Raw genomic sequence first — 20,878 nt, forward strand, 5'->3', positions numbered from 1 at the left:
GAACTCTCCGCTGGCAGTCACGTGAACCCCACGGCTACCAACGGAGAATGGAGAAATTAGGGGCAAATTTAGCCGATCTGCCCCCGGTTTGCCCCAATCTGGCCACGATGCAGCAACACGTGATCCAGCAACACGCAAGCCGCCATCGCCTCGGCCACCGGAACCGCGCGAATGCCGACACAAGGATCATGGCGACCTTTTGTAATGATTTCAGTATCTTCACCAGATTTGGTGATGGTCTTGCGCGTCGTCAGAATCGACGAGGTCGGCTTGACTGAAAACCGCACCACCACATCCTGCCCGGTGGAGATGCCCCCCAGAATCCCACCCGCGTGATTCGAGCTGTAAACCGGCCCCTCCGGCCCCATGCGAATCTCATCCGCATTCTCGCTGCCGGTCAGGCAGGCCGCGTTCATGCCCTCGCCGATCTCGACGCCCTTCACCGCGTTGATCGACATCATCGCAGCCGCCAGATCGGTGTCCAGCTTGCCATAGATCGGCGCACCAAGGCCCGCGGGCATCCCCCGCACCGTCACCTCGATCACCGCGCCGACGCTATCACCGGTCTTGCGCAGCCCGTCCAGATAGTCGGCCCACTCCGCCGCCGCCCCGGCATCGGGCGTCCAGAACGGATTGCGCTCGATCTCGTCCCAGTCGAACCGGTCCCGGTCGATTCCATGCGGCCCCATCTGCACCATGTAGCCGGTAATCGACAGCCCCGGCACCAGCTGCTTCAACGCCTCGCGCGCCACACCGCCCGCCGCCACCCGCGCCGCCGTTTCCCGCGCACTGGACCGCCCGCCGCCGCGATAATCGCGGATGCCGTATTTCTGCCAATAGGTGATATCCGCATGTCCGGGCCGGAACTTCTCGGCAATATCGCCGTAATCCTTCGACCGCTGATCGGTGTTACGGATCATCAGCTGGATGGGCGTACCGGTGCTGACACCCTCGAAGACGCCTGACAGAACCTCCACCTGGTCTGGCTCGCGTCGCTGCGTGGTGAACTTGTTCTGCCCCGGTTTGCGCTTGTCCAGCCAGTGCTGCAACGCTTCCGCTTCAACCGGCACCCCCGGAGGGCAGCCATCCACCGTCGCGCCCAGCGCTGGCCCGTGGCTCTCGCCCCAGGTGGTGACTCGAAAAAGATGGCCAAAGCTGTTCATGGACATGGGGGCGCTCCGTTTCCTCGCCCCCGGTTAGCGCGAGCGGCCCCGGAATCCAAGGCTCATATGGCCGCTACAGCCCATAAGCCCGCTCCAGAACCGCCAGCGCCATATCAACCAACGCGTCATCATCCTGCCCCGCCAGCTCCCGCGCCGCATCGGCCCCGTTGAACCCCAACAGGATCGGCTCGCCCAGAACAGGCATCAGGTTGAGCCATTGGTTGAACTGCCCGCGCGGCAGCCCGGTATCGGCGGTCACGATCCAGGTCGGATCGCCCTCCCAGAACGGCGCGTCGAATTGCAGGTAGAGCTTGTCCAGCACCCCCATGCCAAGCGATGCAATGGCCTCTTGCTTGGTGTTCGGCAAGGGCGGGTCAAAGACAATCCGCCCAGCCTGCAAGACACCCAGGGGCACGGTGACAACAACCGCATCGTGCCGCGCCTCCCTGCCATCGGCAAACCCCAGCCGGATGCCCCCGCCCAGCGTCACCCGCTGAAGGACATGGCCGGTCAGCAGCGCGTAATCCCCGGCCAGTTCCGGCACCAGCCGGTCATATCCCTCGGCTATGACCGCCTCTGCGCCGCCATAATCGGTCGGGGCGCGAAACGCGGCAAGGTTGATCTGGTCCCGCCGTGCCCCGGCATTGTGCTGGATCGAGATGACCTCCTCCAGCCAGTCCGGCACCTCCTCCGCGTCCAGCATTGCCCCGCCGCTCAGCCGAAAGACGATCTCGCCATCGGTCTCGACCAATGTCGCGCCAGCATCCTCCGCCAGACCGACAAGCGGATTGTCCTCCATCCCGTGAATCCAGCTCGCCCCAAGGTCCAGCGGCACCCCGAGGCTGCGGTCCGTCCATAGCCGCCCGCCAATCCGGTCGCGCGCCTCGTAGATCGTCACGTCATAGTCCAGCTCGGCAAGCATCTGCGCCGTGCGCAGCCCGGCAATGCCCGCCCCGATCACGGCAATATCCCCGAGATCCTCTTCCTCGATGGCCTCGACCGCATGGCCCGCCGATTCATAGGCCGCGTGAACGGTGCTGCCGTAATCCGGGTTTGCGGCCTCTCCGGCAAAAAAGATCCGTCCCGCCACCGGTGCCGCCAGCCTGCGATGCGCGGCGCGAAACAGCCCGCGCGGTGTGTAGGAATAAGACCCGAAGCAGAACGGATCGCGGCTCCAGTTCGTCCGCAGATAGCCGGTCAGCCGCGCTCCGCTGGCCATCCCCCGATCCACCGGCAGAAACGTCCCGGCGACGCCCGCCGCAACCGCTGTCAATACGTCGCGCCTCTGCATGCCACCCCCTAACTACCGGCTCGCTGAAAGTCTGCGTTACCCCCGTGGCTTGCGCAAGACGGCCCCTTCATCTTGGCCCAAATACCTCCGCCGGAGGCATCACGACATTTCGGTCGGCACCCGATCAGACTTGCGAAACACCCCATCCGATTTTCCGTGGCAACGCGGCCCGAGGAGGGCTCCGAAGGAGCCTGACGAGGGCCGCTCCCCGGTCGACGCGCCCCAGCGCGGCGAAACCGCTTTCCGTATGCACGCCCGGTGTACGGGGGGTGTACAGGGGGTGTACGGGTGGCCCCCCCCTTTTTCAGGCCCTCACGCCTGTCGACTCAATCGCGCCACGCCAAGCACATCGAGCACCTTCGCTTCGATATGTTCGGCATTCATCGCTGCCGTGGCGTACATATCCTCAGGGCTCGCCTGGTCGATGAAACTATCGGGCAGAACCATGGACCGAAACTTCAGCCCACGGTCGAAAACGCCCTCTTCGGCCAGCAACTGCGCCACATGGCTGCCAAAGCCGCCAATCGCGCCTTCCTCGATGGTGATTAACGCTTCGTGGTCGGCGGCAAGCTTCAGAATAAGCTCGGAATCCAACGGCTTGGCGAAACGCGCATCGGCAATCGTCGGCGTGATCCCGCGCGCAGCCAGTGCCTCGGCGGCTTTTTGAACCTCGCTCAGCCGGGTCCCAAAAGACAGGATCGCGACCCGCGCGCCCTCCTGGATCATCCGGCCCTTGCCAATCTCCAGCGGCTCGCCGCGCTCCGGCATATCCACGCCCACGCCTTCGCCCCGCGGATAGCGGAAGGCGATCGGCCCGCTGTCATGCGCCACGGCGGTTGCCACCATATGCACCAACTCCGCCTCATCGGCTGCAGCCATCACCACGAAACCGGGCAAATTCGACAGGTACGCCACGTCGAAAGATCCCGCATGCGTCGCTCCGTCCGCACCCACTAACCCCGCGCGATCAATAGCAAATCTGACGGGCAGGCGCTGGATGGCCACATCGTGAACGACCTGGTCATAGCCCCGTTGCAGGAAGGTCGAATAGATCGTGCAGAAGGGTTTCATCCCCCCCGCCGCCATGCCAGCACAGAAGGTCACCGCGTGCTGTTCAGCGATGCCCACGTCAAACACCCGCTTCGGAAACCGCTCTCCGAACAGGTCCAGCCCCGTCCCGTCCGGCATCGCGGCGGTGACTGCAACGATCTTGTCGTCCAGCTCCGCCTCGCGGATCAGGCTTTGGGCGAAGACCTTGGTGTAACTCGGCGCATTCGAGGGCGCCTTGCGCTGCTCTCCGGTCACCATGTCAAAGGGCGCGCGGGCATGGCCCCGGTCGGCATGCCCCTCCGCATGGCGAAAGCCTTTGCCCTTCTTCGTGATCGCATGGATCAGGATCGGCCCGTCGGCGCGCGCCTTCACGGTGCGCAGAACGGAGACCAACTGATCCATGTCATGCCCGTCAATGGGGCCGACATAGGAAAAGCCCAGTTCCTCGAACAAAGTCCCGCCCACGGTGGCCGCTTTCAGCAGCTCTTTCGCCCGCCGCGCGCCTTCCTGGAAGGGTTCGGGCAGCAGCGACACCGCGCCCTTGGCGGCCGATTTCAGCTCCTGGAACGGGGCCCCGGCATAGAGCCGCGACAGGTAGGAGGACAGCGCGCCGGTCGGGGGCGCAATGCTCATCTCATTGTCATTCAGGATCACGATCAGCCGCTTGCCCAGATGACCGGCATTGTTCAGCGCCTCGAAGGCCATGCCCCCGGTCAGCGCGCCATCCCCGATCACGGCAATCGCATCGCCAAGCCCGGTCTCGATCACGCCGCCAAGCTCACGCGCCATCGCAAAGCCCAATGCCGCCGAAATCGAGGTGGAGCTATGCGCGGCACCGAACGGGTCATAGGGCGACTCGCTGCGCTTGGTGAAGCCCGACAGGCCCCCCTTCTTGCGCAGGGTCGGCATCGCCTCGCGCCGCCCGGTCAGGATTTTGTGGGGGTAACACTGGTGGCTGACGTCCCAGATCACCTTGTCGCGCGGCGTATCGAACACCGCATGCAGCGCGACGGTCAGTTCCACCACCCCAAGCCCCGCACCCAGGTGCCCGCCGGTCTGGCTGACGGCGGCGATGGTTTCGGTGCGCAGGTCGTCGGCCACGCGGCGCAGATCAGACACCGGCAGCCCGCGCAGATCGGCCGGGGAATGGATCCGGTCCAGATGCGGCGTGTCGGGGCGGTCGCTCATGTGGCTCTCCGAATTCGGTTACTGGTCACGGGCGATAACGAAGCGGGCCAGTTCCCGCAAGGTTTCCGCGTCAGAGCCGTAGGGGGCCAACGCCGCCTCGGCCTCGTCAATCAGCGCCTGCGCGCGGGCCTTCGCTCCCTCCAGCCCAAGCAGTGAGACGAAGGTCGCCTTGCCCGCTTCGGCATCCTTGCGCAGCGCCTTGCCGGCCTTCTCGGCATCGCCCTCTACATCCAAGATGTCGTCGGCGATCTGAAAGGCAAGGCCCACGGCCCGCGCATAGCGCCGCAGGGGGGCGGGGTCGGCCCGGCCAAGGATTGCCCCCGCGACCACCGGCCATTCCAGCAGCGCGCCGGTCTTGTTGGCCTGCAATTCGGTGATCTGGTCAAGGGTCAGGGGGCTTGCTGCCGTTTCTGCCGCGATGTCCTGCGCCTGCCCCAGAACCATGCCCTGCGGGCCAGAGGCGCGGGCAAGGGTCAAGACAAGCTCTGCCCGCTGATCGGCGTCACCCGTTGCGGGATCGGCCAGCAGTTCGAACGCAAAACTTTGCAGCGCGTCGCCCACCAGAACCGCCGTCGCCTCGTCCCATTTCCTGTGAACGGTCGGCAGGCCCCGGCGCAAATCGTCATCGTCCATGCAGGGCAGGTCATCATGCACAAGGCTGTAGGCGTGGATGCATTCGACGGCGCAGGCCGCCTGCATCGCCGCCCCAGCATCGCCCCCGGTCAGCCGCGCCGTTTCCAGCACCAGGAATCCGCGCAGCCGTTTGCCGCCTGTCGTGGTGTAGCGCATCCCCTCGGCCACGCGGTCTGACCCGAGCCGCGCCATGCGGTCCGAAAGGGCGCGCGCAATCGCGTCCTGCGCGTCTTTCAACTGCTGTTCGAACAAGGGTCAGAGCCCCTCGACCGGCTTTGCCCCCGTGGGTTCCCCGTTGGCATCGAGCGTGATCTGCGCGACCTTTTCCTCGGCCTCCTTCAGCTTGGCCTCGCACCGGGCTTTCAGCTGCGCGCCGCGTTCGTAAAGCTTGATCGAATCTTCCAGCGCCACGTCACCCCGGTCGAGCTGACCGACCACGGTTTCCAGTTCCCGGATTGCTTCCTCGAAGCTCATTTCCTCGATCTTTTTCTGGTCGCTCATCCGCTTCTCTCCGTCAAAACGCGCACATGGGTGGCAGCCGAGGCCGCAAGGGCGGTGAGATCATAGCCGCCTTCGAGAGTCGAGACCATGCGGCCGCCGCAATGCCTGTCAGCGATATCGCAAAGCCGCTGCGTGAGCCACTCGTAATCCTCCTCGACCCATGCGAGATCGGACAAGGGGTCGGCGGCATGGCAGTCGAATCCCGCCGAGATCAGCAGCAGGTCGGGGCGAAACGCCTCCAGCCTCGGGAAGACGCGCGCTTCATAGGCTTCGCGCATCGCCTTGCCGCCGGTGCCGGGGGCGAGCGGCACGTTGACCACGTTGTCATGCGCGCCGGTCTCTGACACGTCGCCGGTATCGGGCCAGAGCGGCATTTGCTGCGAGGTGATCACCAAAGCGCGGGGGTCGTCCCACAGCAGGGCCTGTGTGCCATTGCCGTGATGCACGTCGAAATCGACGATGGCCACGCGGGCAAGCCCGTGATGATCCAGCGCGTATTTCGCGCCAAGCGCCACGTTGCCGAAGAAACAGAACCCCATGGGCAGTTCCTGTTCGGCATGGTGGCCCGGCGGGCGCACCGCGGCGAAGGCGTTGGTCAGTTCGCCGGATAGAACTAGGTCGATAGCCTTTTGAACCCCGCCAACGGCGCGGTAAAGCGCGGGCAGGGACGACGGGGACAGGAAGGTTTCCTCATCCGTGTCCGGGTCCATCATGGTGAAGCCTTCATCGGGAACACTGGCGCGGATGTGGTCGAGATAGGCAGGCGTGTGCAGCGTCAGGATGCTGTCATCACTAGCCAACGGGGCGGCGTAGCGGAAGAGCGGCAGCCCTTCGAGCGCCCGCAACACAAGCGCCAGCCGGGCGGGCTGTTCATGGACATGGGCGGGCGTCACATGCGCGAGGCAATCGGGATGTGTGACAAGCCCGGTGGCCACCTATGCCCCCATCAGTTCGGTCACATGGGCGGCAACGGACTCCGCCAGTGCGTCGAGGTTGTAGCCGCCTTCCATCGACGACACGAGCCGCCCGCCGCAGACGTCATCCGCGACGGCGCAAAGCTCGCGCGTGAGCCATGCGAAATCCTCGGTCGTCCAGTTGAGATTGGCCAGCGGATCGTCGGCATGGGCATCGAACCCGGCGGAGAGGATGATCAGCTCCGGCTGGTAGTCGCGCAGCCGCTGGAACAGGCGCGAGCCGTAGATGGAGCGCATGGTGTCCCCGTCGGACCCCGGCGAAAGCGGCACGTTCAAGATATTGCCATGCGCGCCGCGTTCATGGGCGGCACCCGTGCCGGGATAAAGCGGCATCTGGTGGGAGGAGATGAAAAGAACGCGGGACTCATCCCACAAAAGATCCTGTGTGCCGTTGCCATGGTGCACGTCGAAATCGACGATAGCGACGCGGGCAAGACCGTGCCGGTCCAGCGCATGTTTTGCGGCGATGGCGACATTGCCGAACATGCAAAACCCCATGGCGCGGGTCTTTTCGGCGTGATGGCCCGGGGGCCTCGTGGCGACGAAGGCGTTTTTCGCCTCACCTGCAAGCACCGCATCGACGGCGGCAAGGCAGCCGCCGACGCCGCGCAGGGCGGCCTCCCACGTGGCGGGCGACATGGAGGTATCGGGGTCGAGCGCGACCAGCCCGTCCTGCGGCGCGGCCTCTCGGATCGCGGTGACATGGCTTTCGGGATGGGCGAGCAGCAGGTCGGCCTCTTCCGCCATGGGGGCCTCTCGCCGGTCGAGCGCGGCAAATTCGGGCGCGGACAGCGCGCGGATCACGTGTTTCAGCCGCGCGATCTGTTCCGGGTGGCCAAGCGGCATCTGGTGGCGCAGGCCCGCGTCATTCGTGAAAAGCAGGGTCATGGATATCCTCAGTCGGGGGCCAGCATGTAGCCCGCGCCGCGCACCGTTTGCAGGTAGCGCGGCTGTTTCGGGTCGGCCTCTATCTTGCGGCGCAGGCGGGTGATCTGCACATCGACGGCGCGTTCCTGGCTGGTGGTGCTGCCCACGCCCTTGTCGCGGCCCAGATCCTCGACCAGCTGTGTGCGGCTGACGGGTTCGTTCGGACAGGCAGAGAAGATGCGCATCAGCGCAGACTCGGTTGCGGTCAGGCGAATGGGGGTTTGCCCCTGCCACATTTCACCCCGTTCAAGGTCGTATCGGATCGGCCCCAGATGCAGCATCTTGGGGGCCGATTGCGTTTCGGACACGCTTGGAACGCGCCGCAGGATGGCGTTGATCCGCAGCAGCAATTCGCGCGGCTCGAACGGTTTCGGCAGGTAGTCATCGGCCCCGGCTTCCAGCCCGGTGATCCGGTCGCTGGCCTCGCCCCTCGCCGTGAGCAGCATGATCGGGGTCGTCAGCTTTTCGCGCAAAGCCTTGGTCAGGCTGATCCCGTCTTCGCCGGGCATCATCACATCCAGCACGATCAGGTCGAATTCCAAGCCTTCCAGCAGCCGGCGCGCATGGGCCGCATCACGGGCGGCACTGACGATGAAGCCGTTGCGAATCAGGAACTTCTGGAGAAGACCGCGAATGCGCTCATCATCGTCGACGATCAGAAGATGGGCTGCCGGATCTGTCATGCGCCTCCCTCGGTGTTGGAAAAGTAATGATGGCGAAGTTCCGGGTCCATCATCTGTTCCAGCACCGTGCGGAAACCCGCCACTGCGTCGGGTCCGGCAGCACGATAGGCAGCCCGCATCCGGGTGCGTTGTGCCTCGGACAATTCACGTTCCAGCGAAATGCCCTGTTCGGTCAGGTACAGGTGACGTTCGCGTTTGTCGCGGGTGCCGACGCGGCTTTCGACAAGGCCGTCCTCGACCAGTGTGCGCAGCACCCGGTTCAGCGACTGCTTGGTGACGCCCAGAATGGCCAGCAGATTGTTTACCGTGGTGCCGGGGCTGCGGTTGATGAAGTGGATCGCCCGGTGATGGGCGCGCCCATATGCGTGGTTTTCAAGAATGCGGTCCGGGTCGGCGGTGAACCCGCGATAGGCGAAGAACATCGCCTCGATCCCGCGCCGAAGCTGCTCGTCGGTCAGAAAAAGCAGGCTTTCCCCGCTGCTTGCAGAAGACTGTGCCGCGCCGCGTTCGGCCATGAAATGCGTTCCCCCCGGGGTCTTGTCGCCTTTTGCCCGACTTTATGTCAGCCTTGTTGACTTTCCAAGAATCAATTGTTACCGAATGCCCGGTTTTGCGTAATTTTATGTCCGGTTCGGACGTATTTTGCGCAACAAACCTAAAATGCCAAGACCCCTGCCGAAGGTGAACACAATGGGCGCTGCTTACGACGATCGCGACGGAACCATCTGGATGGATGGCAAACTCATCCCCTGGCGGGATGCGAATGTGCATATTCTGACCCATGCGATGCACTACGCCTCGTCCGTGTTCGAGGGCGAGCGCGCCTATAACGGCAAGATCTTCAAAAGCCGCCTGCATTCGGAACGTCTGCATTTCTCTGCCGGGCAGCTCGATTTCCAGATCCCCTATACGGTGGATGAAATCGAAGCCGCCAAGCAGGAAGTTCTGACAGCGAATGGCCTGACTGACGCCTATGTGCGTGCTGTTGCGTGGCGTGGCGCGGGAGAGGATATGGGCGTGGCCTCTGCCAAGAACCCCGTTCGGCTGGCCATCGCCGCCTGGGAATGGGGCGCTTACTATGGCGACGCGAAAATGAAGGGCGCCAAGCTGGACATTTCCAAGTGGAAACGCCCCTCGCCCGAGACGATCCCCAGCCACGCCAAGGCCGCCGGTCTTTACATGATCTGCACCCTGTCCAAGCACGCGGCAGAGGCAAAGGGCTGTTCCGACGCCATGATGTTCGACTATCGCGGCTATGTGGCCGAGGCGACCGGGGCCAATATCTTTTTCGTCAAGGATGGCGAAGTGCACACGCCGCTGCCCGATTGCTTCCTGAATGGCCTGACCCGCCAGACTGTCGTGGGCATGCTGAAGGACCGCCAGATCAAGGTGCACGAACGCCACATCATGCCCGAGGAACTGGAGGGCTTCCAGCAATGCTGGCTGACCGGTACGGCGGCGGAGGTCACACCCGTAGGCCAAATCGGCGACTACAACTTCGAGGTCGGCGCCATCGCCCGCGAGATCGCGGAAGGCTATGAGAAGCTGGTGCGGGAGTAGGTGAGTCGTCTTTTGGCCTTGTAAGGCAGTATCATGGATAAACCGCGCCCCTTCTTCCGGCGCGGTTTTTTCGTATCCAATGCGTGCAGCCTCGGGTTGATTGAGGGAGCCTTGGAGGCGCAGGCCAGCTCGGACCGGTTTACACCCGATGATAAGGGCTGCCCGCCAGAATGGACGCGGCGCGGTAAAGTTGCTCGGATAACATCACGCGGGCGAGCATATGGGGCCAGACCATCTGGCCGAAGCTCAGCACCATGTCGGCCTGATCCACCAGCGCGGGGTCGAGCCCGTCGGCACCGCCGATCACGAAGGCCATGTCCTGCGCGCCCTGGTCCCGGCGTTTGGCCAGTGCCCCCGCGAAGTCGGGCGAGGACATCACCCGCCCGCGTTCATCCAGCGCGCAGATGACCGCGCCCGTGGGGATCGCCTTGCGCAGCAGCTCGGCCTCTGCCGGTTTGCCGCCGCCCTTCTTGTCCTCGACCTCCACCACGCGGGCAGGCCCAAGGCCAAGCGCGCGGCCCGTGCGGTCGAACCGTGTCAGGTAGTCGGATACAAGATCAGCCTCTGGCCCGGCCCGAAGCCGGCCCACAACGCATAAGGAAACCCGCATGAAAGATCAGACGCTGCCGGCGGGCAGCCACATCTTTTCAAGCTGGTAGAACTCCCGCACTTCGGGGCGGAAGACATGGACGATCACATCGCCCGTGTCGATCAACACCCAATCGCCGGTGTCCTTGCCTTCCATCCGGGCGGTCAGCCCGAAGGTTTCCTTCAGCCGCGCGACAAGCTTTTCGGAGATCGCCGCCACCTGGCGCGAGGAGCGACCGGAGGCGATGACCATGTGATCCGCCATCTGGGTCTTTCCGCGCAGGTCGATCTGGACGATCTCTTCCGCTTTGTCGTCGTCAAGGGATGCAAGAACCTCGGCAAGCAGGGTGTCGCTTGTCAGGTCTTTGGTCGGGCGCGTCATCTGCGCCACTGGTGCAGCCCCGGTGGTGGCTGCTTGAACAGGTCCAGTCAGGACGTGGTCCTCCTTCACAATACGCCGAAGATCCCCGGCGCCGGGATATGGCCAAGATAGCATTCGAGCGGGGCTGTCTCAACCAGCGGACTGATTCGCAAGCGGATTCAAACCGATTATTGTGGCCAATCGGTCAAGAAGCGTGCGGAAAACGAAAAACCCCGGCCGCTGGAGACCGGGGTTTTCCAGATGGGTCTGACGAAGGGATCAGGCGGGAACGGCGCCTTTCGGGGCGGGGGCGAAGTGCTTGCGGGCCAGCATCCAGACCAGGATGATCATGCCCAGTTGCAGCGCCACGGCGATGCCCGAGATGGCCCAGTAGGCAACCGAGAACTTGGTGACGATGCCAGCGGCGACCAGACCCTTGTTCAGCCAGAAGTGGGTCATCACCGAAAGGGCGACACCGGGACAGACCAGCGCATAGGACCCGGCAGAGGTTTCGGACCCGGTCACGAAGCGGGCGACGTAGCCCACGCGGGACAGCACGGCGAGACCGAAGAGGGCGAAGATCACCTCGACAGACAGCAGCCGGGTCAGCAGCATCAGCGTGTCGGCGGCGGTGCCATGGGCCTCGAAGGTGGTGTGCAGCCCGTGGTTCTGACGCAGCAGGGCGATGCCGATCACGGTCATCAGCGGGATCACAACCATCAGGGTCGGGGCTGCCTCGACATTGACGCCGTGTTCCAGCATCGACCGCACGCTCATGACCAGCACGATCAGGGCCAGGATGATGGCGGTGGTGATGAAGAAGGTGGACAGCACCAGGCTGACACCCACGGTCAGGGTGGCACCGGACATGGCGGCCGGGGCGGCAAGGCCCACGCCGATCATCGCTAGGGCAAAGGCGGGCAGCATCTGGGCAAAGCTATTGTTGGCGGAACAGTCGAAGCCACCGGAATGCAGGCGTTCCTTGATGAAGTGACCCAGTTCCCTGAAGGCGATCCAGCCGATGGCAAGGAAAGCGACCAGTGCGGCGGGGAACAGGTACTCGACGATATTCCACAGGCCGGGAACGAAGGTCAGGCCGAGAATGAACATGGCGTTCACGGACATGGCCAGCGCCAGAGGCATCGCCAGAACCTGGCTGCCCGCGTTGGACCGTGCGAAGGTTTCATAGGCGTCCGAGCGGCGGAATTCGGAGAAGCGGCGCAGGTTGAAGGCCAGAAGCTTGAGGTTGAGGAAACCAAAAATGGCGATCCCGGCCCAGGCACCGAGGATCATCGCCTGTTGCATCAGGGTGCCGCCGGTCAGCAGCGGCCATGCATCTTCAAAGATCGGAACCGGACGGCCGGTATGCGGAACCCAGAACATCAGCCACATGAAGAACGTAACGGTGAGGCCGCCCGCGCCAAGCGAGGCGAGGAAATATAGCGGCGAATAGCGGTTTGCGGCGACGGTCATCTCTGGCACTCCTTTAATTGACATTGGCAACTAAGTACGCGGCCAAGGGGCGAGTCGCAACATTAAAGTTGACTTTGTTAACTACCAAGGTGTCGCACCCCGTTTACCCGCTGTTAACCACCCCGGCCCAAGACTGAGCGTATGAAGATGACAATCTTTCCCCTGCTTATGCTGCTTGCCGCCTGTGACAGCCCCGCCCCGGCGATGATGGGGGCCGATGCAACGCGGATCACCGTGGAGGGGGTCGATTTCACCGTTCGGGTCAGGGGCGAACGGGTCGAAGCGATCCGCACCAACATGATGCCCAACCCCTCGATCGGCTCCGTCTATCCAAGGGCGGTGCAAGCCATGGAAGCGGTTAGCGGCTGCCGCGTGATCGAGTACAGCCTGCGGGGGGATGTGGCTGTGATGCGCGCAGATCTGGACTGTGGTTAGGCGGCAAAACGCATATATCTTGTGGATAATGCGCCGAAACCCGCCATATCGTGGGGCTGAACGTTGACTCATGCGCGTTGACTGCCGGACACTTGCCCAAACGGGAATCAACAAGAACAGGCAGGCACGTGCGGTTTTCGCGGCTCAGGCTCAACGGTTTCAAAAGCTTTGTCGATCCGACCGATCTGATCATCGCGGATGGGCTGACCGGCGTTGTGGGCCCCAATGGCTGCGGCAAATCCAACCTTCTGGAAGCGCTTCGTTGGGTCATGGGCGAAAACCGCCCCACGGCAATGCGCGGCTCTGGCATGGAGGATGTGATCTTCGCAGGCGCCTCCACCCGCCCCGCCCGGAACTTTGCCGAGGTCGCGCTGACCATCGACAATACTGAACGGCTGGCGCCCGCCAGTTTCAACGATACCGACAATCTTGAGATCATCCGCCGGATCACCCGCGATGCCGGGTCTGCCTTCAAGACCAATGGCAAGGATGTGCGCGCGCGTGACGTGCAGATGCTGTTCGCCGATGCCTCCACCGGGGCGCATTCGCCCGCACTGGTGCGGCAGGGGCAGATCTCGGAGCTGATCAACGCCAAGCCCAAGGCGCGGCGGCGCATTCTGGAAGAGGCGGCGGGGATCTCCGGGCTCTACCAGCGGCGGCACGAGGCCGAGTTGAAGCTGAAAGGCGCGGAAACCAACCTCGCGCGGGTCGAGGACGTGCTCGATCAGCTGAACGGCCAGTTGGGCGCACTGGCCCGGCAGGCCAAACAGGCCGCGCGCTACCGCGAGATTGGCGGGGAGTTGCGGCAGGCCGAGGGGCTGTTGCTCTATCGCCGCTGGAAAGAGGCCGATGATGCGCGGGCCGAGGCCGAAGCCGCCCTGCGCGACGCGATCACCGCAGCCGCCCGCGCCGAAACCGCCGCGCGCGAGGCCGCAAAGGCACGCGAAACGGCGGAGGAGGCCGTGCCGCCCCTGCGCGAGGAAGAGGCGATTGCCGCCGCGCTGTTGCAGCGCGTGACCGTTGAGCGCAACGCGCTGAACGAGGAAGAAGCTCGCGCGCGGCGTGCCATCGAGACCCTGACCAACCGCATCGCGCAGCTGGCAAAGGATCTTGCGCGAGAGGGCAGCCTGAACGCCGATGCGGGCAGCACCATCGAGACGCTGGAACGCGAGGCCGAGGACTTGCGGGTCGCCGGGGAAGGCCATGAGGACGCCCTGAGCGCGGCTCTGGAAGCGGTCGACGCCGCGACCACGGCGCTGGCCGAACAGGAAACCGTCCATGCCAGCCTGACCGAAGAGGCCGCCCGCCTTGCCGCCCGTCACCAGTCGGCGCAACGGCTGGTCGATGATAGCGCCCGCGCCGCCGACCGCCACGGGACCGAGGCCGAGAAAGCCCGCGCCGAAGCCGATCAGGCAGAGGCACGGCTGGCCACACTGGCGCAGGAACACGAGGAGGCCGAAGCCGCCCTTGCCCGCGCCACCGATCTGTCCGCCCGCGCCGAAGAAACCCTGACCGAGGCCGAAGCCGCAAGGTCCGACGCGCAAACGCACGAGGCCGAGGCACGGTCGGTTCTGGCCGAGTCCGAGGGCGAGTGGAACACGCTCGACGCCGAGGTTCGGGCGATGTCGAAACTGCTGGAACGCGAACGCGGCGGGCGCAATCAGCTGCTCGACCGTGTGCGGGTTGCCCCGGGATACGAGGCCGCCGTTGGCGCAGCGCTGGCCGATGACCTGAAGGCCCCCGAGGCCGAGGAGGGCACCGGCTGGACCACCCTGCCGCAATACGACACGCCACAGCCCTTGCCTGCCGGTGTCGTGTCGCTGGCCGAATATGTGGATGCGCCGCCGGTTCTGGCGCGTCGTCTGCGCCAGGTGGGTGTGTTGCAGAACGGCGAAGGCCCGCGCCTGCAACCGCAGTTGCTGCCCGGTCAACGGCTGGTCACCCGTGCTGGCGATCTGTTCCGGTGGGATGGCTTCGCGCTCGCCGCGGCTGACAGCTCCTCCTCCGCCGCGCGCAGGCTGGAGCAGGTCAACAAACTGAACGACATGTCAGCGGAACTGGAACGCGCCGCCATCGCCGTGGATCGCGCCCGCACCAGCCACCGGGCCAATGCCGACCGGCTGGCCGCGCTGACCGAAGCCGACAAACAGGCCCGCGCCGCCCGCCGCGCCGCCGATCAGCAGATGGCCGATGCCAGCCGCGCCTTTTCGCGGACCGAAGCCGACCGCAATATCCTCGAAGGCCGTCTCGAAACCCTGCGCCAGGCCGCCGAACGCCACGGGGAAGAGGCAGAAGCCGCCCGCCAGACCCTTGCCGATGCCACCCGCGCCCGGTCTGAACTGGATGACCTGGATACCGCCCGCGCCCGCGTGGAAGACGCCCGCGCCGAGGTGGAAACCGCCCGCTCTTCCCTGCTGGCAGCCCGCACCGCCCATGGCGAACTGAAACGCGCGGGCGAGGCGCGCGACAGCCGCCTGACCCGGATCTCGGAAGAGGTCTCGACCTGGCAAAAGCGGCTCGACAACGCCGCGACCCGCATCAAGGAGCTGGAGAACCGCAAAGGCTTCGCCGAGGTGGAGCTTGAAGCGGCGCAGAAAGCCCCTGACCAGATCGTTGCCCGCAAGGATCAGCTGGCCGACACGATCGACACCGCAGAGACCCGCCGCAAGGCCGCCACCGACGCGCTGGCGCTTGGCGAAACCCGTCTGCGAGAGGCGGTGCAGGCGGAACGCGAGTCCGAACGCGCAGCCTCTGACGCCCGCGAATCCCGCGCCCGTGCCGAAGCCCGCCGCGACAGTGCCGCCGAGGTGCTGGAGGCCGCCGCCGACCGGATCGAGGAAGATATGGAGGTGGGGCCCGCAAAACTGCTGGAGCAACTTGGTGCAGATCCCGAGCGGATGCCCTCGGTTGACAGCATAGAGGCCGATGTGATGCGCCTGCGCCGTCAGCGCGACGCGCTCGGGGCCGTGAACCTGCGGGCCGAGGAAGACGCCCGCGAAGTGACTGAGGAACGCGACACGCTGGCCGCCGAGAAGGTCGACCTTGAGGAAGCCATCCGCAAGCTGCGCGGCGGTATTTCCAGCCTCAACCGCGAAGGCCGCGAACGCCTGCTGGCCGCATTCGAAGAGGTGAACAGCAATTTCGCCATGCTCTTCACCCATCTCTTCGGCGGCGGCGAGGCCAAGCTGGTGCTGGTTGAAAGCGACGACCCGCTGGAGGCCGGGCTGGAGATCCTCTGCCAACCGCCGGGCAAGAAGCTGTCGACGCTCTCCCTTCTGTCAGGCGGCGAACAGACTCTGACGGCGCTGGCGCTGATCTTTGCCGTCTTCCTGGCCAATCCAGCCCCCATCTGCGTGCTGGATGAGGTCGACGCACCGCTTGATGACGCCAATGTCACCCGCTTCTGCGATCTGCTGGACGAGATGACCCGCCAGACCGATACCCGATTCCTGATCATCACCCACCACGCGGTGACGATGAGCCGGATGGACCGCCTCTTCGGGGTGACCATGGCCGAACAAGGTGTCAGCCAGCTGGTATCGGTGGATCTCAAGAAGGCCGAACAGATGGTCGCCTGATGGCAGGCTAAAAGCGCCTGAGCAGGCTATCCCCCTTATACTGACCGCCCTTTCATCTTGGGCCAAATACCTCCGCCGGAGGCATCCCGCACCAACCGCCTTCACCGCAGTTAGATCTGATGACCGGACCCGGCATTCTTCCGTGGCAACGCGGACCGACGAGGCCTCCGGCGTCAGCCGGGGGTTGAGGAGGGCCGCTCGCGGGTCGACGACGCAGTCGGCGAAACCGGATTACAGCCTGCGCAGCAATTCCGTCGTGGGCCAGGCATCGGCGGGCATCCCAAGACGTTCCTGTTCCGCCTGCACAGCTGCGCGGGTGCGTGCACCCAAGATGCCGTCGATTCCGCCCACGTCATGACCCAAGGCGGTCAGCCGCTGCTGCAATTGCCGCATCTGGGTCTGGTCGAGGCCCGGGTCGGGATTGCCCGCGTCATAGACCGGCGCGCCTTCCAGCCGCGTGGCGAAATAGGCGGCCGTGGTCACGTAGACAAAGCTCTGGTTCCACTCGAACAACACGGAATAATTCGGATAGGCCATGAAGAGCGGACCGTTCCGCCCCTGCGGTGCCACGATGGAAGCCTGAAGCCCCGTATTCGTCAGCGATCCATTGCGCCCGCGAATGCCCATCTGCTGCCATTGCGACACGCGCCGCGTGGTCTCCAGCCCGGAGAGCGACCAGTCGAAATCCGAGGGCACTTCGATCTCCACCAGCCAGGGCTGGTTCGCCTGCCAGCCAAGGCTGCGCAGCATGTTGGCGCCGGACATCAGCGCGTCAGCGGCAGAGTTCTGCAAATCCACATGCCCGTCACCATCGCCGTCGATACCCCGGTCACGGATATCCTCGGGCAGCATCTGCACCATGCCGATCTCACCGGCCCAGGCCCCGGTGGTGCGGCGCGGGTCCAGATCGCCGGATTCGAACAGGTCGAGCGCCGCGAAGACCTGCGGGCGGAACAGCTCGGGCCTGCGGCAGTCATGGGCCAGCGTGACCAGCGAATTCACCGTGTTGTAGTCGCCCTGGAAGGCACCGAAATCGGTCTCGAAGGCCCAGAAGGCCAGCAACACGCCACGGCTTACACCCAGCTCCCGCTCCATCCGGTCGAAGACGCTGCGATAGCGTTCGGCATTGGCGCGGCCGTTGTTGATCCGGTTCTGGCTGATCAGGCGGCGCGAAAATTCGACGAACGGGGTGGCAAAGATCCCTTGCCGCCGGTCGGCATTCAGCGTGGCCTGATCCTGGCTTACGCCGTTGAAGAACGCGTTGACGCTTTGCGCGGAGTGGCCGTTGCGCAGGGCCTCCTGCCGCAGCCCGTCGACGAAGGCTGAAAAACTGCCGCCACATTGTTGCGCATGGGCGGCGGTGGAAAGGACAAGGGTCAGAAGGGTCGCTGAAATCAGTCGCATGGGAAAATCCTGTGGCTGTTGTTGGGCGAGAGATTAACAGGCGCTCAGAACAGGGCAAGCACCAGTGTGACCGCGCCAAACGCCGCCCAGACCCGCCAGAGCACGGATATGGAGGCATCGACCTCCGCCACCCCGATCTCCCGCGCACCGCTGCCATTGACCCAAGGAAAGTCCCGCGTCTCCCCGTGATAGCTGCGCGGGCCGGACAGGGCCACATCCAGCACCCCCGCCATCGCGGCCTCTGGCCATCCCGCATTGGGCGACCGGTGCAGCCGCGCGTCCTGGCGGATCACGTCCACCGCGCGTTCCGACCAGAAGGCCAGCGCAATCAGCCCCGCGGTGATGCGTGCTGGAATCCAGTTCAGCACATCATCGAGACGCGCCGCGGCCCATCCGAAATCTTCATGCCGCGGCGTGCGATAGCCGATCATGGAATCGGCGGTGTTCACCACTTTGTAGATCAGGATGCCCGGCAACCCGCCAATGAGGTACCAGAAGGCGGGCGCGATGACCCCGTCCGAGAAGTTCTCGGCGGCACTTTCAATCGCGGCCCGCGCCACGGCGGGCTCATCCATGCCACTGGTATCACGCCCCACGATCATCGCAACAGCACGCCGCCCCTCGCCCACGCCATAGCGCAGCCCGTCGGCCACCGCCTGCACATGCTGCACAAGGCTCTTCTGCGCCAGCAGGATCGCCGCCCAGATCAGGGACCAGAGCCAGCCCAAGGGCAGCGCCTCGATCACCGCGCCCAAAAGGCCCGCCCCGGCGACCAGCCCCATGACGACCAGAATGCCGTTGTCCCACCGGGGGAACCGGTTGAATTCCGCGTCACACCAGCCGATCACCCGCCCCATCAGCACGGCGGGATGCGGCATCCGCGACCAGAGCCAGCGCGGCTCTCCCATCACGGCATCCAGCGCCATGGCCCCAAGCAGCAGCCAGGCGGTCATGACAGGGCCTCTTCAAGTCGTGCCCAATGGGCGTCCGGTCCCGGCAGGCCAAGTCTGAGCCAGCGGTCGGAATAGGGGAAAATCCGGCTCCAGATATGGTGCTGTGCCAGTCGGTCCTGCCAGACCGCCGCCTCGCCCACATCGTATAGGCGGAAGAGCGTTGTGCCACCTGCCACTGTAGCCCCCGCGCTTGTCATCAAAGAATCCAGCCGCTCCGCATCGCGGGCCAGCCGTGTGCGGGTCGCCCCAGCCCAATCCCGATCGCGCAGCGCAGCAGCGCCGGTCGCCAGCCCCGGACCGGACACCGCCCATGGCCCGATCATTTCGGCCAGCCGGTCAATCGTTTCGGGCCGCGCAATGGCAAAGCCCAACCGCAACCCCGCCAGCCCCCAGAACTTGCCAAAGCTCTTCAGCACGATCACGCCCGGACGCTCCGCCATATGGACGAGGCTCTGCCCCGGCATCACGTCGCCAAAGCTTTCGTCGATCACCGTCAGGGGGCGGTCGCCCTCCAGCTCTGCCGCGCTCCAGACCCGGCCATCGGGATTGTTGGGGTGGACCACGACCAGCGCCCCGCCCTCATCCGCCTGCCAGCCATGGGCGCGGAAGGCCGCCCAGTGCTCGTTATAGGTGGGGGCGGGGATGTGGACCCGGCCAGCGGGCACAAGCGCCGGAATGCGCGCGATCAGGGCAGACGCGCCGGGCGCGGCGAGAATGCCTGCCCCATCCGGCACGTTCCAAAACGCCCGCGCCGCCGTGTAAAGCGCGTCGAATGCCGCCCTATCTGGCAGCGCCGTCCAGGCATCGGCGGGAAAGTCCGGCACCGGGTAGGGCAGGGGGTTGATCCCGGTCGACAGGTCGATCCAATCCGCCCGCGTGCCGCCATAGCGGGCAACCGCGCCGTCCACCCCGCCGCCATGATCGCGTTTGCCTTCGATCCCGGTCATCGCCGTCCCCTGTTCGCCGGGAACGGTTCAACCCGATTTTCAGGCCGCCCGCAATGCCTCTCGCCCATGCGGGGTGTCCCAGTCGATCTGGGGCCCGATTGGAATGATCCGATGCGGATTGATGCTGTCGTGGCTGTAGTGGTAGTGGCGGATGAAATGGTCGAAATGCACCACGTCCCGGATACCGGGCCATTGGTAAAGCTCCCGCGCCCATCCCCACAGGTTCGGATAGTCGATGATCCGCACCCGGTTGCACTTGAAATGCTGGTGATAGACCGCGTCGAACCGGGCAATGGTGGGGAACAGCCGCCAATCGGCCTCGGTGATGCTGTCGCCTGTCAGATAGCGGTTCCGTGACAGGATATCCTCGATCCAGTCCAGCGCCTCGAAGAGCGTATGAACGGCGCTGTCATAGGCTTGCTGCGACGTGGCGAAGCCCGCTTTGTAGACCCCGTTATTCACCGCGTCATAGATCCGCGTATTCAGCCCGTCGATCTGATCCTGCAGAGCGTCCGGGTGGAAATCCTGCCTATCCCCGGTGATTCCGTTAAAGGCCGTATTGAACATGCGGATGATCTCGGCGCTTTCGTTCGAAACGATGGTATCGCGGTCCTTGTCCCACAGGATCGGCACGGTCACGCGACCCGTCATGTCGGGTTTGGCGCGCAGGTAGATGTCGCGGGCGAAGTCCGAGCCGAACAGCCGGTCACCTGTCGCACCGGGAAAGTCATCCGAGAAGGTCCAGCCGTCCGACAGCATGTCGGGATGCACGACAGACACGTCGATATGGTCTTCAAGTCCTTTCAGACTGCGGAAAATCATCGTGCGGTTGGCCCAGGGGCAGGCATGGCTGACATAGAGATGATAGCGGCCGCTTTCAGCCTTGAAGCCGCCTTCGCCGGTGGGGCCGGGCGCGCCATCAGCGGTCACCCAGTTGCGAAACTGCGCCTCGCTGCGTTTGAACGCGCCGTCCGTGGATTTGGTGTCGTACCATTTATCCACCCAATGTCCGTCGACCAACATTCCCATTCCTGCGCTCCTTCCGATTGCTTGTCTGCAACCTAGTCGCCACGGCAGCGCAGGCCACCTTCAACAGCGCAGAGCCCACCTGCCCCAGTGCACAGACCCCGCCTTCTCCTTGTGCAAATACTCCGGGGAGCGCGAGGGGC

General features: G+C 64.8%; 19 protein-coding genes. 3 read left to right on the forward strand and 16 right to left on the reverse strand.

Translation table 11 applies throughout. The features are described from left to right. Positions 1 to 68: 68 nt before the first annotated feature. The 9 genes from aroC to RBB16_RS15150 form a co-directional block, all read right to left on the reverse strand. On the reverse strand, positions 69 to 1,169 hold the full coding sequence (gene aroC / locus RBB16_RS15110; protein ID WP_306046953.1) for a chorismate synthase: 1,101 nt from the start codon (positions 1,167 to 1,169) through the stop codon (positions 69 to 71). Positions 1,170 to 1,236: 67 nt separating this feature from the next. Further along, positions 1,237 to 2,454, reverse strand: a complete 1,218-nt coding sequence (locus RBB16_RS15115; RefSeq protein ID WP_306046954.1) for an FAD-dependent oxidoreductase — start codon at positions 2,452 to 2,454, stop codon at positions 1,237 to 1,239. A 312-nt stretch (positions 2,455 to 2,766) separates the two neighbouring features. Next, positions 2,767 to 4,692 (reverse strand): 1-deoxy-D-xylulose-5-phosphate synthase, encoded by a 1,926-nt coding sequence (dxs, locus tag RBB16_RS15120; protein ID WP_306046955.1) that lies wholly within the window; start codon positions 4,690 to 4,692, stop codon positions 2,767 to 2,769. Between the two features lie 18 nt (positions 4,693 to 4,710). Beyond that, entirely contained in the window at positions 4,711 to 5,577 is an 867-nt protein-coding gene (locus tag RBB16_RS15125; RefSeq protein WP_371931254.1) for a polyprenyl synthetase family protein, read from the reverse strand. A gap of 3 nt (positions 5,578 to 5,580) precedes the next feature. Continuing rightward, the gene (locus tag RBB16_RS15130; RefSeq protein WP_306046956.1) at positions 5,581 to 5,826 is read right to left on the reverse strand and encodes an exodeoxyribonuclease VII small subunit; all 246 of its coding nucleotides are present in this window, start codon (positions 5,824 to 5,826) and stop codon (positions 5,581 to 5,583) included. Then, entirely contained in the window at positions 5,823 to 6,761 is a 939-nt protein-coding gene (locus RBB16_RS15135; protein ID WP_306046957.1) for a histone deacetylase family protein, read from the reverse strand. The genes RBB16_RS15130 and RBB16_RS15135 overlap by 4 nt, the downstream gene beginning before the upstream one ends. Next, entirely contained in the window at positions 6,762 to 7,688 is a 927-nt protein-coding gene (locus RBB16_RS15140) for a histone deacetylase family protein (RefSeq protein WP_306046958.1), read from the reverse strand. Between the two features lie 8 nt (positions 7,689 to 7,696). Continuing rightward, positions 7,697 to 8,410, reverse strand: a complete 714-nt coding sequence (locus RBB16_RS15145; protein WP_306046959.1) for a response regulator — start codon at positions 8,408 to 8,410, stop codon at positions 7,697 to 7,699. Next, positions 8,407 to 8,925 carry a MarR family winged helix-turn-helix transcriptional regulator gene (locus tag RBB16_RS15150; RefSeq protein ID WP_306046960.1) on the reverse strand — a complete coding sequence of 173 codons (519 nt, stop codon included), beginning with the start codon at positions 8,923 to 8,925 and terminating at the stop codon, positions 8,407 to 8,409. The genes RBB16_RS15145 and RBB16_RS15150 overlap by 4 nt, the downstream gene beginning before the upstream one ends. A 175-nt stretch (positions 8,926 to 9,100) precedes the next feature. Here RBB16_RS15150 and RBB16_RS15155 point away from each other — a divergent pair, with 175 nt between their 5' ends. After that, positions 9,101 to 9,970, forward strand: a complete 870-nt coding sequence (locus RBB16_RS15155; protein ID WP_306046961.1) for a branched-chain amino acid aminotransferase — start codon at positions 9,101 to 9,103, stop codon at positions 9,968 to 9,970. Positions 9,971 to 10,109: 139 nt separating this feature from the next. Here the strand turns inward: RBB16_RS15155 and rlmH are convergent, their stop codons facing one another. The 3 genes from rlmH to RBB16_RS15170 all read right to left on the reverse strand — a co-directional run bounded on the left by rlmH (position 10,110) and on the right by RBB16_RS15170 (position 12,392). Continuing rightward, entirely contained in the window at positions 10,110 to 10,580 is a 471-nt protein-coding gene (rlmH, locus tag RBB16_RS15160) for a 23S rRNA (pseudouridine(1915)-N(3))-methyltransferase RlmH (protein ID WP_306046962.1), read from the reverse strand. A gap of 6 nt (positions 10,581 to 10,586) precedes the next feature. Further along, positions 10,587 to 11,054, reverse strand: a complete 468-nt coding sequence (gene rsfS, locus RBB16_RS15165; RefSeq protein WP_131541887.1) for a ribosome silencing factor — start codon at positions 11,052 to 11,054, stop codon at positions 10,587 to 10,589. Between the two features lie 144 nt (positions 11,055 to 11,198). Further along, complete coding sequence (locus tag RBB16_RS15170; protein ID WP_306046963.1) at positions 11,199 to 12,392, reverse strand: hypothetical protein; 1,194 nt, start codon at positions 12,390 to 12,392, stop codon at positions 11,199 to 11,201. 147 nt (positions 12,393 to 12,539) lie between these two features. Between RBB16_RS15170 and RBB16_RS15175 the strand changes: the two genes are divergently transcribed. Next, on the forward strand, positions 12,540 to 12,827 hold the full coding sequence (locus tag RBB16_RS15175) for a hypothetical protein (protein WP_306046964.1): 288 nt from the start codon (positions 12,540 to 12,542) through the stop codon (positions 12,825 to 12,827). A gap of 128 nt (positions 12,828 to 12,955) precedes the next feature. After that, complete coding sequence (smc, locus tag RBB16_RS15180) at positions 12,956 to 16,405, forward strand: chromosome segregation protein SMC (protein WP_306046965.1); 3,450 nt, start codon at positions 12,956 to 12,958, stop codon at positions 16,403 to 16,405. Positions 16,406 to 16,636: 231 nt separating this feature from the next. On the opposite strand, the gene RBB16_RS15185 is transcribed toward smc, so the two are convergent. From RBB16_RS15185 to RBB16_RS15200, 4 genes are read right to left on the reverse strand one after another with little or no spacing between them, the layout of a single operon-like run. After that, positions 16,637 to 17,809 (reverse strand): lytic murein transglycosylase, encoded by a 1,173-nt coding sequence (locus tag RBB16_RS15185; protein WP_306046966.1) that lies wholly within the window; start codon positions 17,807 to 17,809, stop codon positions 16,637 to 16,639. Between the two features lie 44 nt (positions 17,810 to 17,853). Continuing rightward, a complete protein-coding gene (cbiB, locus tag RBB16_RS15190) occupies positions 17,854 to 18,762 on the reverse strand; it encodes an adenosylcobinamide-phosphate synthase CbiB (RefSeq protein ID WP_306046967.1) in 909 nt (302 codons plus the stop codon). Beyond that, on the reverse strand, positions 18,759 to 19,709 hold the full coding sequence (gene cobD, locus RBB16_RS15195; RefSeq protein WP_306046968.1) for a threonine-phosphate decarboxylase CobD: 951 nt from the start codon (positions 19,707 to 19,709) through the stop codon (positions 18,759 to 18,761). The genes cbiB and cobD overlap by 4 nt, the downstream gene beginning before the upstream one ends. Before the next feature lie 39 nt (positions 19,710 to 19,748). After that, positions 19,749 to 20,738, reverse strand: a complete 990-nt coding sequence (locus RBB16_RS15200) for a glutathione S-transferase family protein (RefSeq protein WP_306046969.1) — start codon at positions 20,736 to 20,738, stop codon at positions 19,749 to 19,751. Positions 20,739 to 20,878: the final 140 nt, after the last annotated feature.

It is taken from the genome of Nioella sp. MMSF_3534, assembly GCF_030732985.1.
In the GTDB taxonomy this organism is placed as follows: Bacteria; Pseudomonadota; Alphaproteobacteria; order Rhodobacterales; family Rhodobacteraceae; genus Nioella.

Bases quoted from the DNA above. Each gene is read 5' to 3' on its own strand.
- aroC (WP_306046953.1), bottom strand. From the start codon at position 1,169: ATGTCCATGAACAGCTTTGGCCATCTTTTTCGAGTCACCACCTGGGGC.
- RBB16_RS15115 (WP_306046954.1), bottom strand. From the start codon at position 2,454: ATGCAGAGGCGCGACGTATTGACAGCGGTTGCGGCGGGCGTCGCCGGG.
- dxs (WP_306046955.1), bottom strand. From the start codon at position 4,692: ATGAGCGACCGCCCCGACACGCCGCATCTGGACCGGATCCATTCCCCG.
- RBB16_RS15130 (WP_306046956.1), bottom strand. From the start codon at position 5,826: ATGAGCGACCAGAAAAAGATCGAGGAAATGAGCTTCGAGGAAGCAATC.
- RBB16_RS15140 (WP_306046958.1), bottom strand. From the start codon at position 7,688: ATGACCCTGCTTTTCACGAATGACGCGGGCCTGCGCCACCAGATGCCG.
- RBB16_RS15145 (WP_306046959.1), bottom strand. From the start codon at position 8,410: ATGACAGATCCGGCAGCCCATCTTCTGATCGTCGACGATGATGAGCGC.
- RBB16_RS15150 (WP_306046960.1), bottom strand. From the start codon at position 8,925: ATGGCCGAACGCGGCGCGGCACAGTCTTCTGCAAGCAGCGGGGAAAGC.
- RBB16_RS15155 (WP_306046961.1), top strand. From the start codon at position 9,101: ATGGGCGCTGCTTACGACGATCGCGACGGAACCATCTGGATGGATGGC.
- rlmH (WP_306046962.1), bottom strand. From the start codon at position 10,580: ATGCGGGTTTCCTTATGCGTTGTGGGCCGGCTTCGGGCCGGGCCAGAG.
- rsfS (WP_131541887.1), bottom strand. From the start codon at position 11,054: ATGCTATCTTGGCCATATCCCGGCGCCGGGGATCTTCGGCGTATTGTG.
- RBB16_RS15170 (WP_306046963.1), bottom strand. From the start codon at position 12,392: ATGACCGTCGCCGCAAACCGCTATTCGCCGCTATATTTCCTCGCCTCG.
- RBB16_RS15175 (WP_306046964.1), top strand. From the start codon at position 12,540: ATGACAATCTTTCCCCTGCTTATGCTGCTTGCCGCCTGTGACAGCCCC.
- RBB16_RS15185 (WP_306046966.1), bottom strand. From the start codon at position 17,809: ATGCGACTGATTTCAGCGACCCTTCTGACCCTTGTCCTTTCCACCGCC.
- cbiB (WP_306046967.1), bottom strand. From the start codon at position 18,762: ATGACCGCCTGGCTGCTGCTTGGGGCCATGGCGCTGGATGCCGTGATG.
- cobD (WP_306046968.1), bottom strand. From the start codon at position 19,709: ATGACCGGGATCGAAGGCAAACGCGATCATGGCGGCGGGGTGGACGGC.
- RBB16_RS15200 (WP_306046969.1), bottom strand. From the start codon at position 20,738: ATGGGAATGTTGGTCGACGGACATTGGGTGGATAAATGGTACGACACC.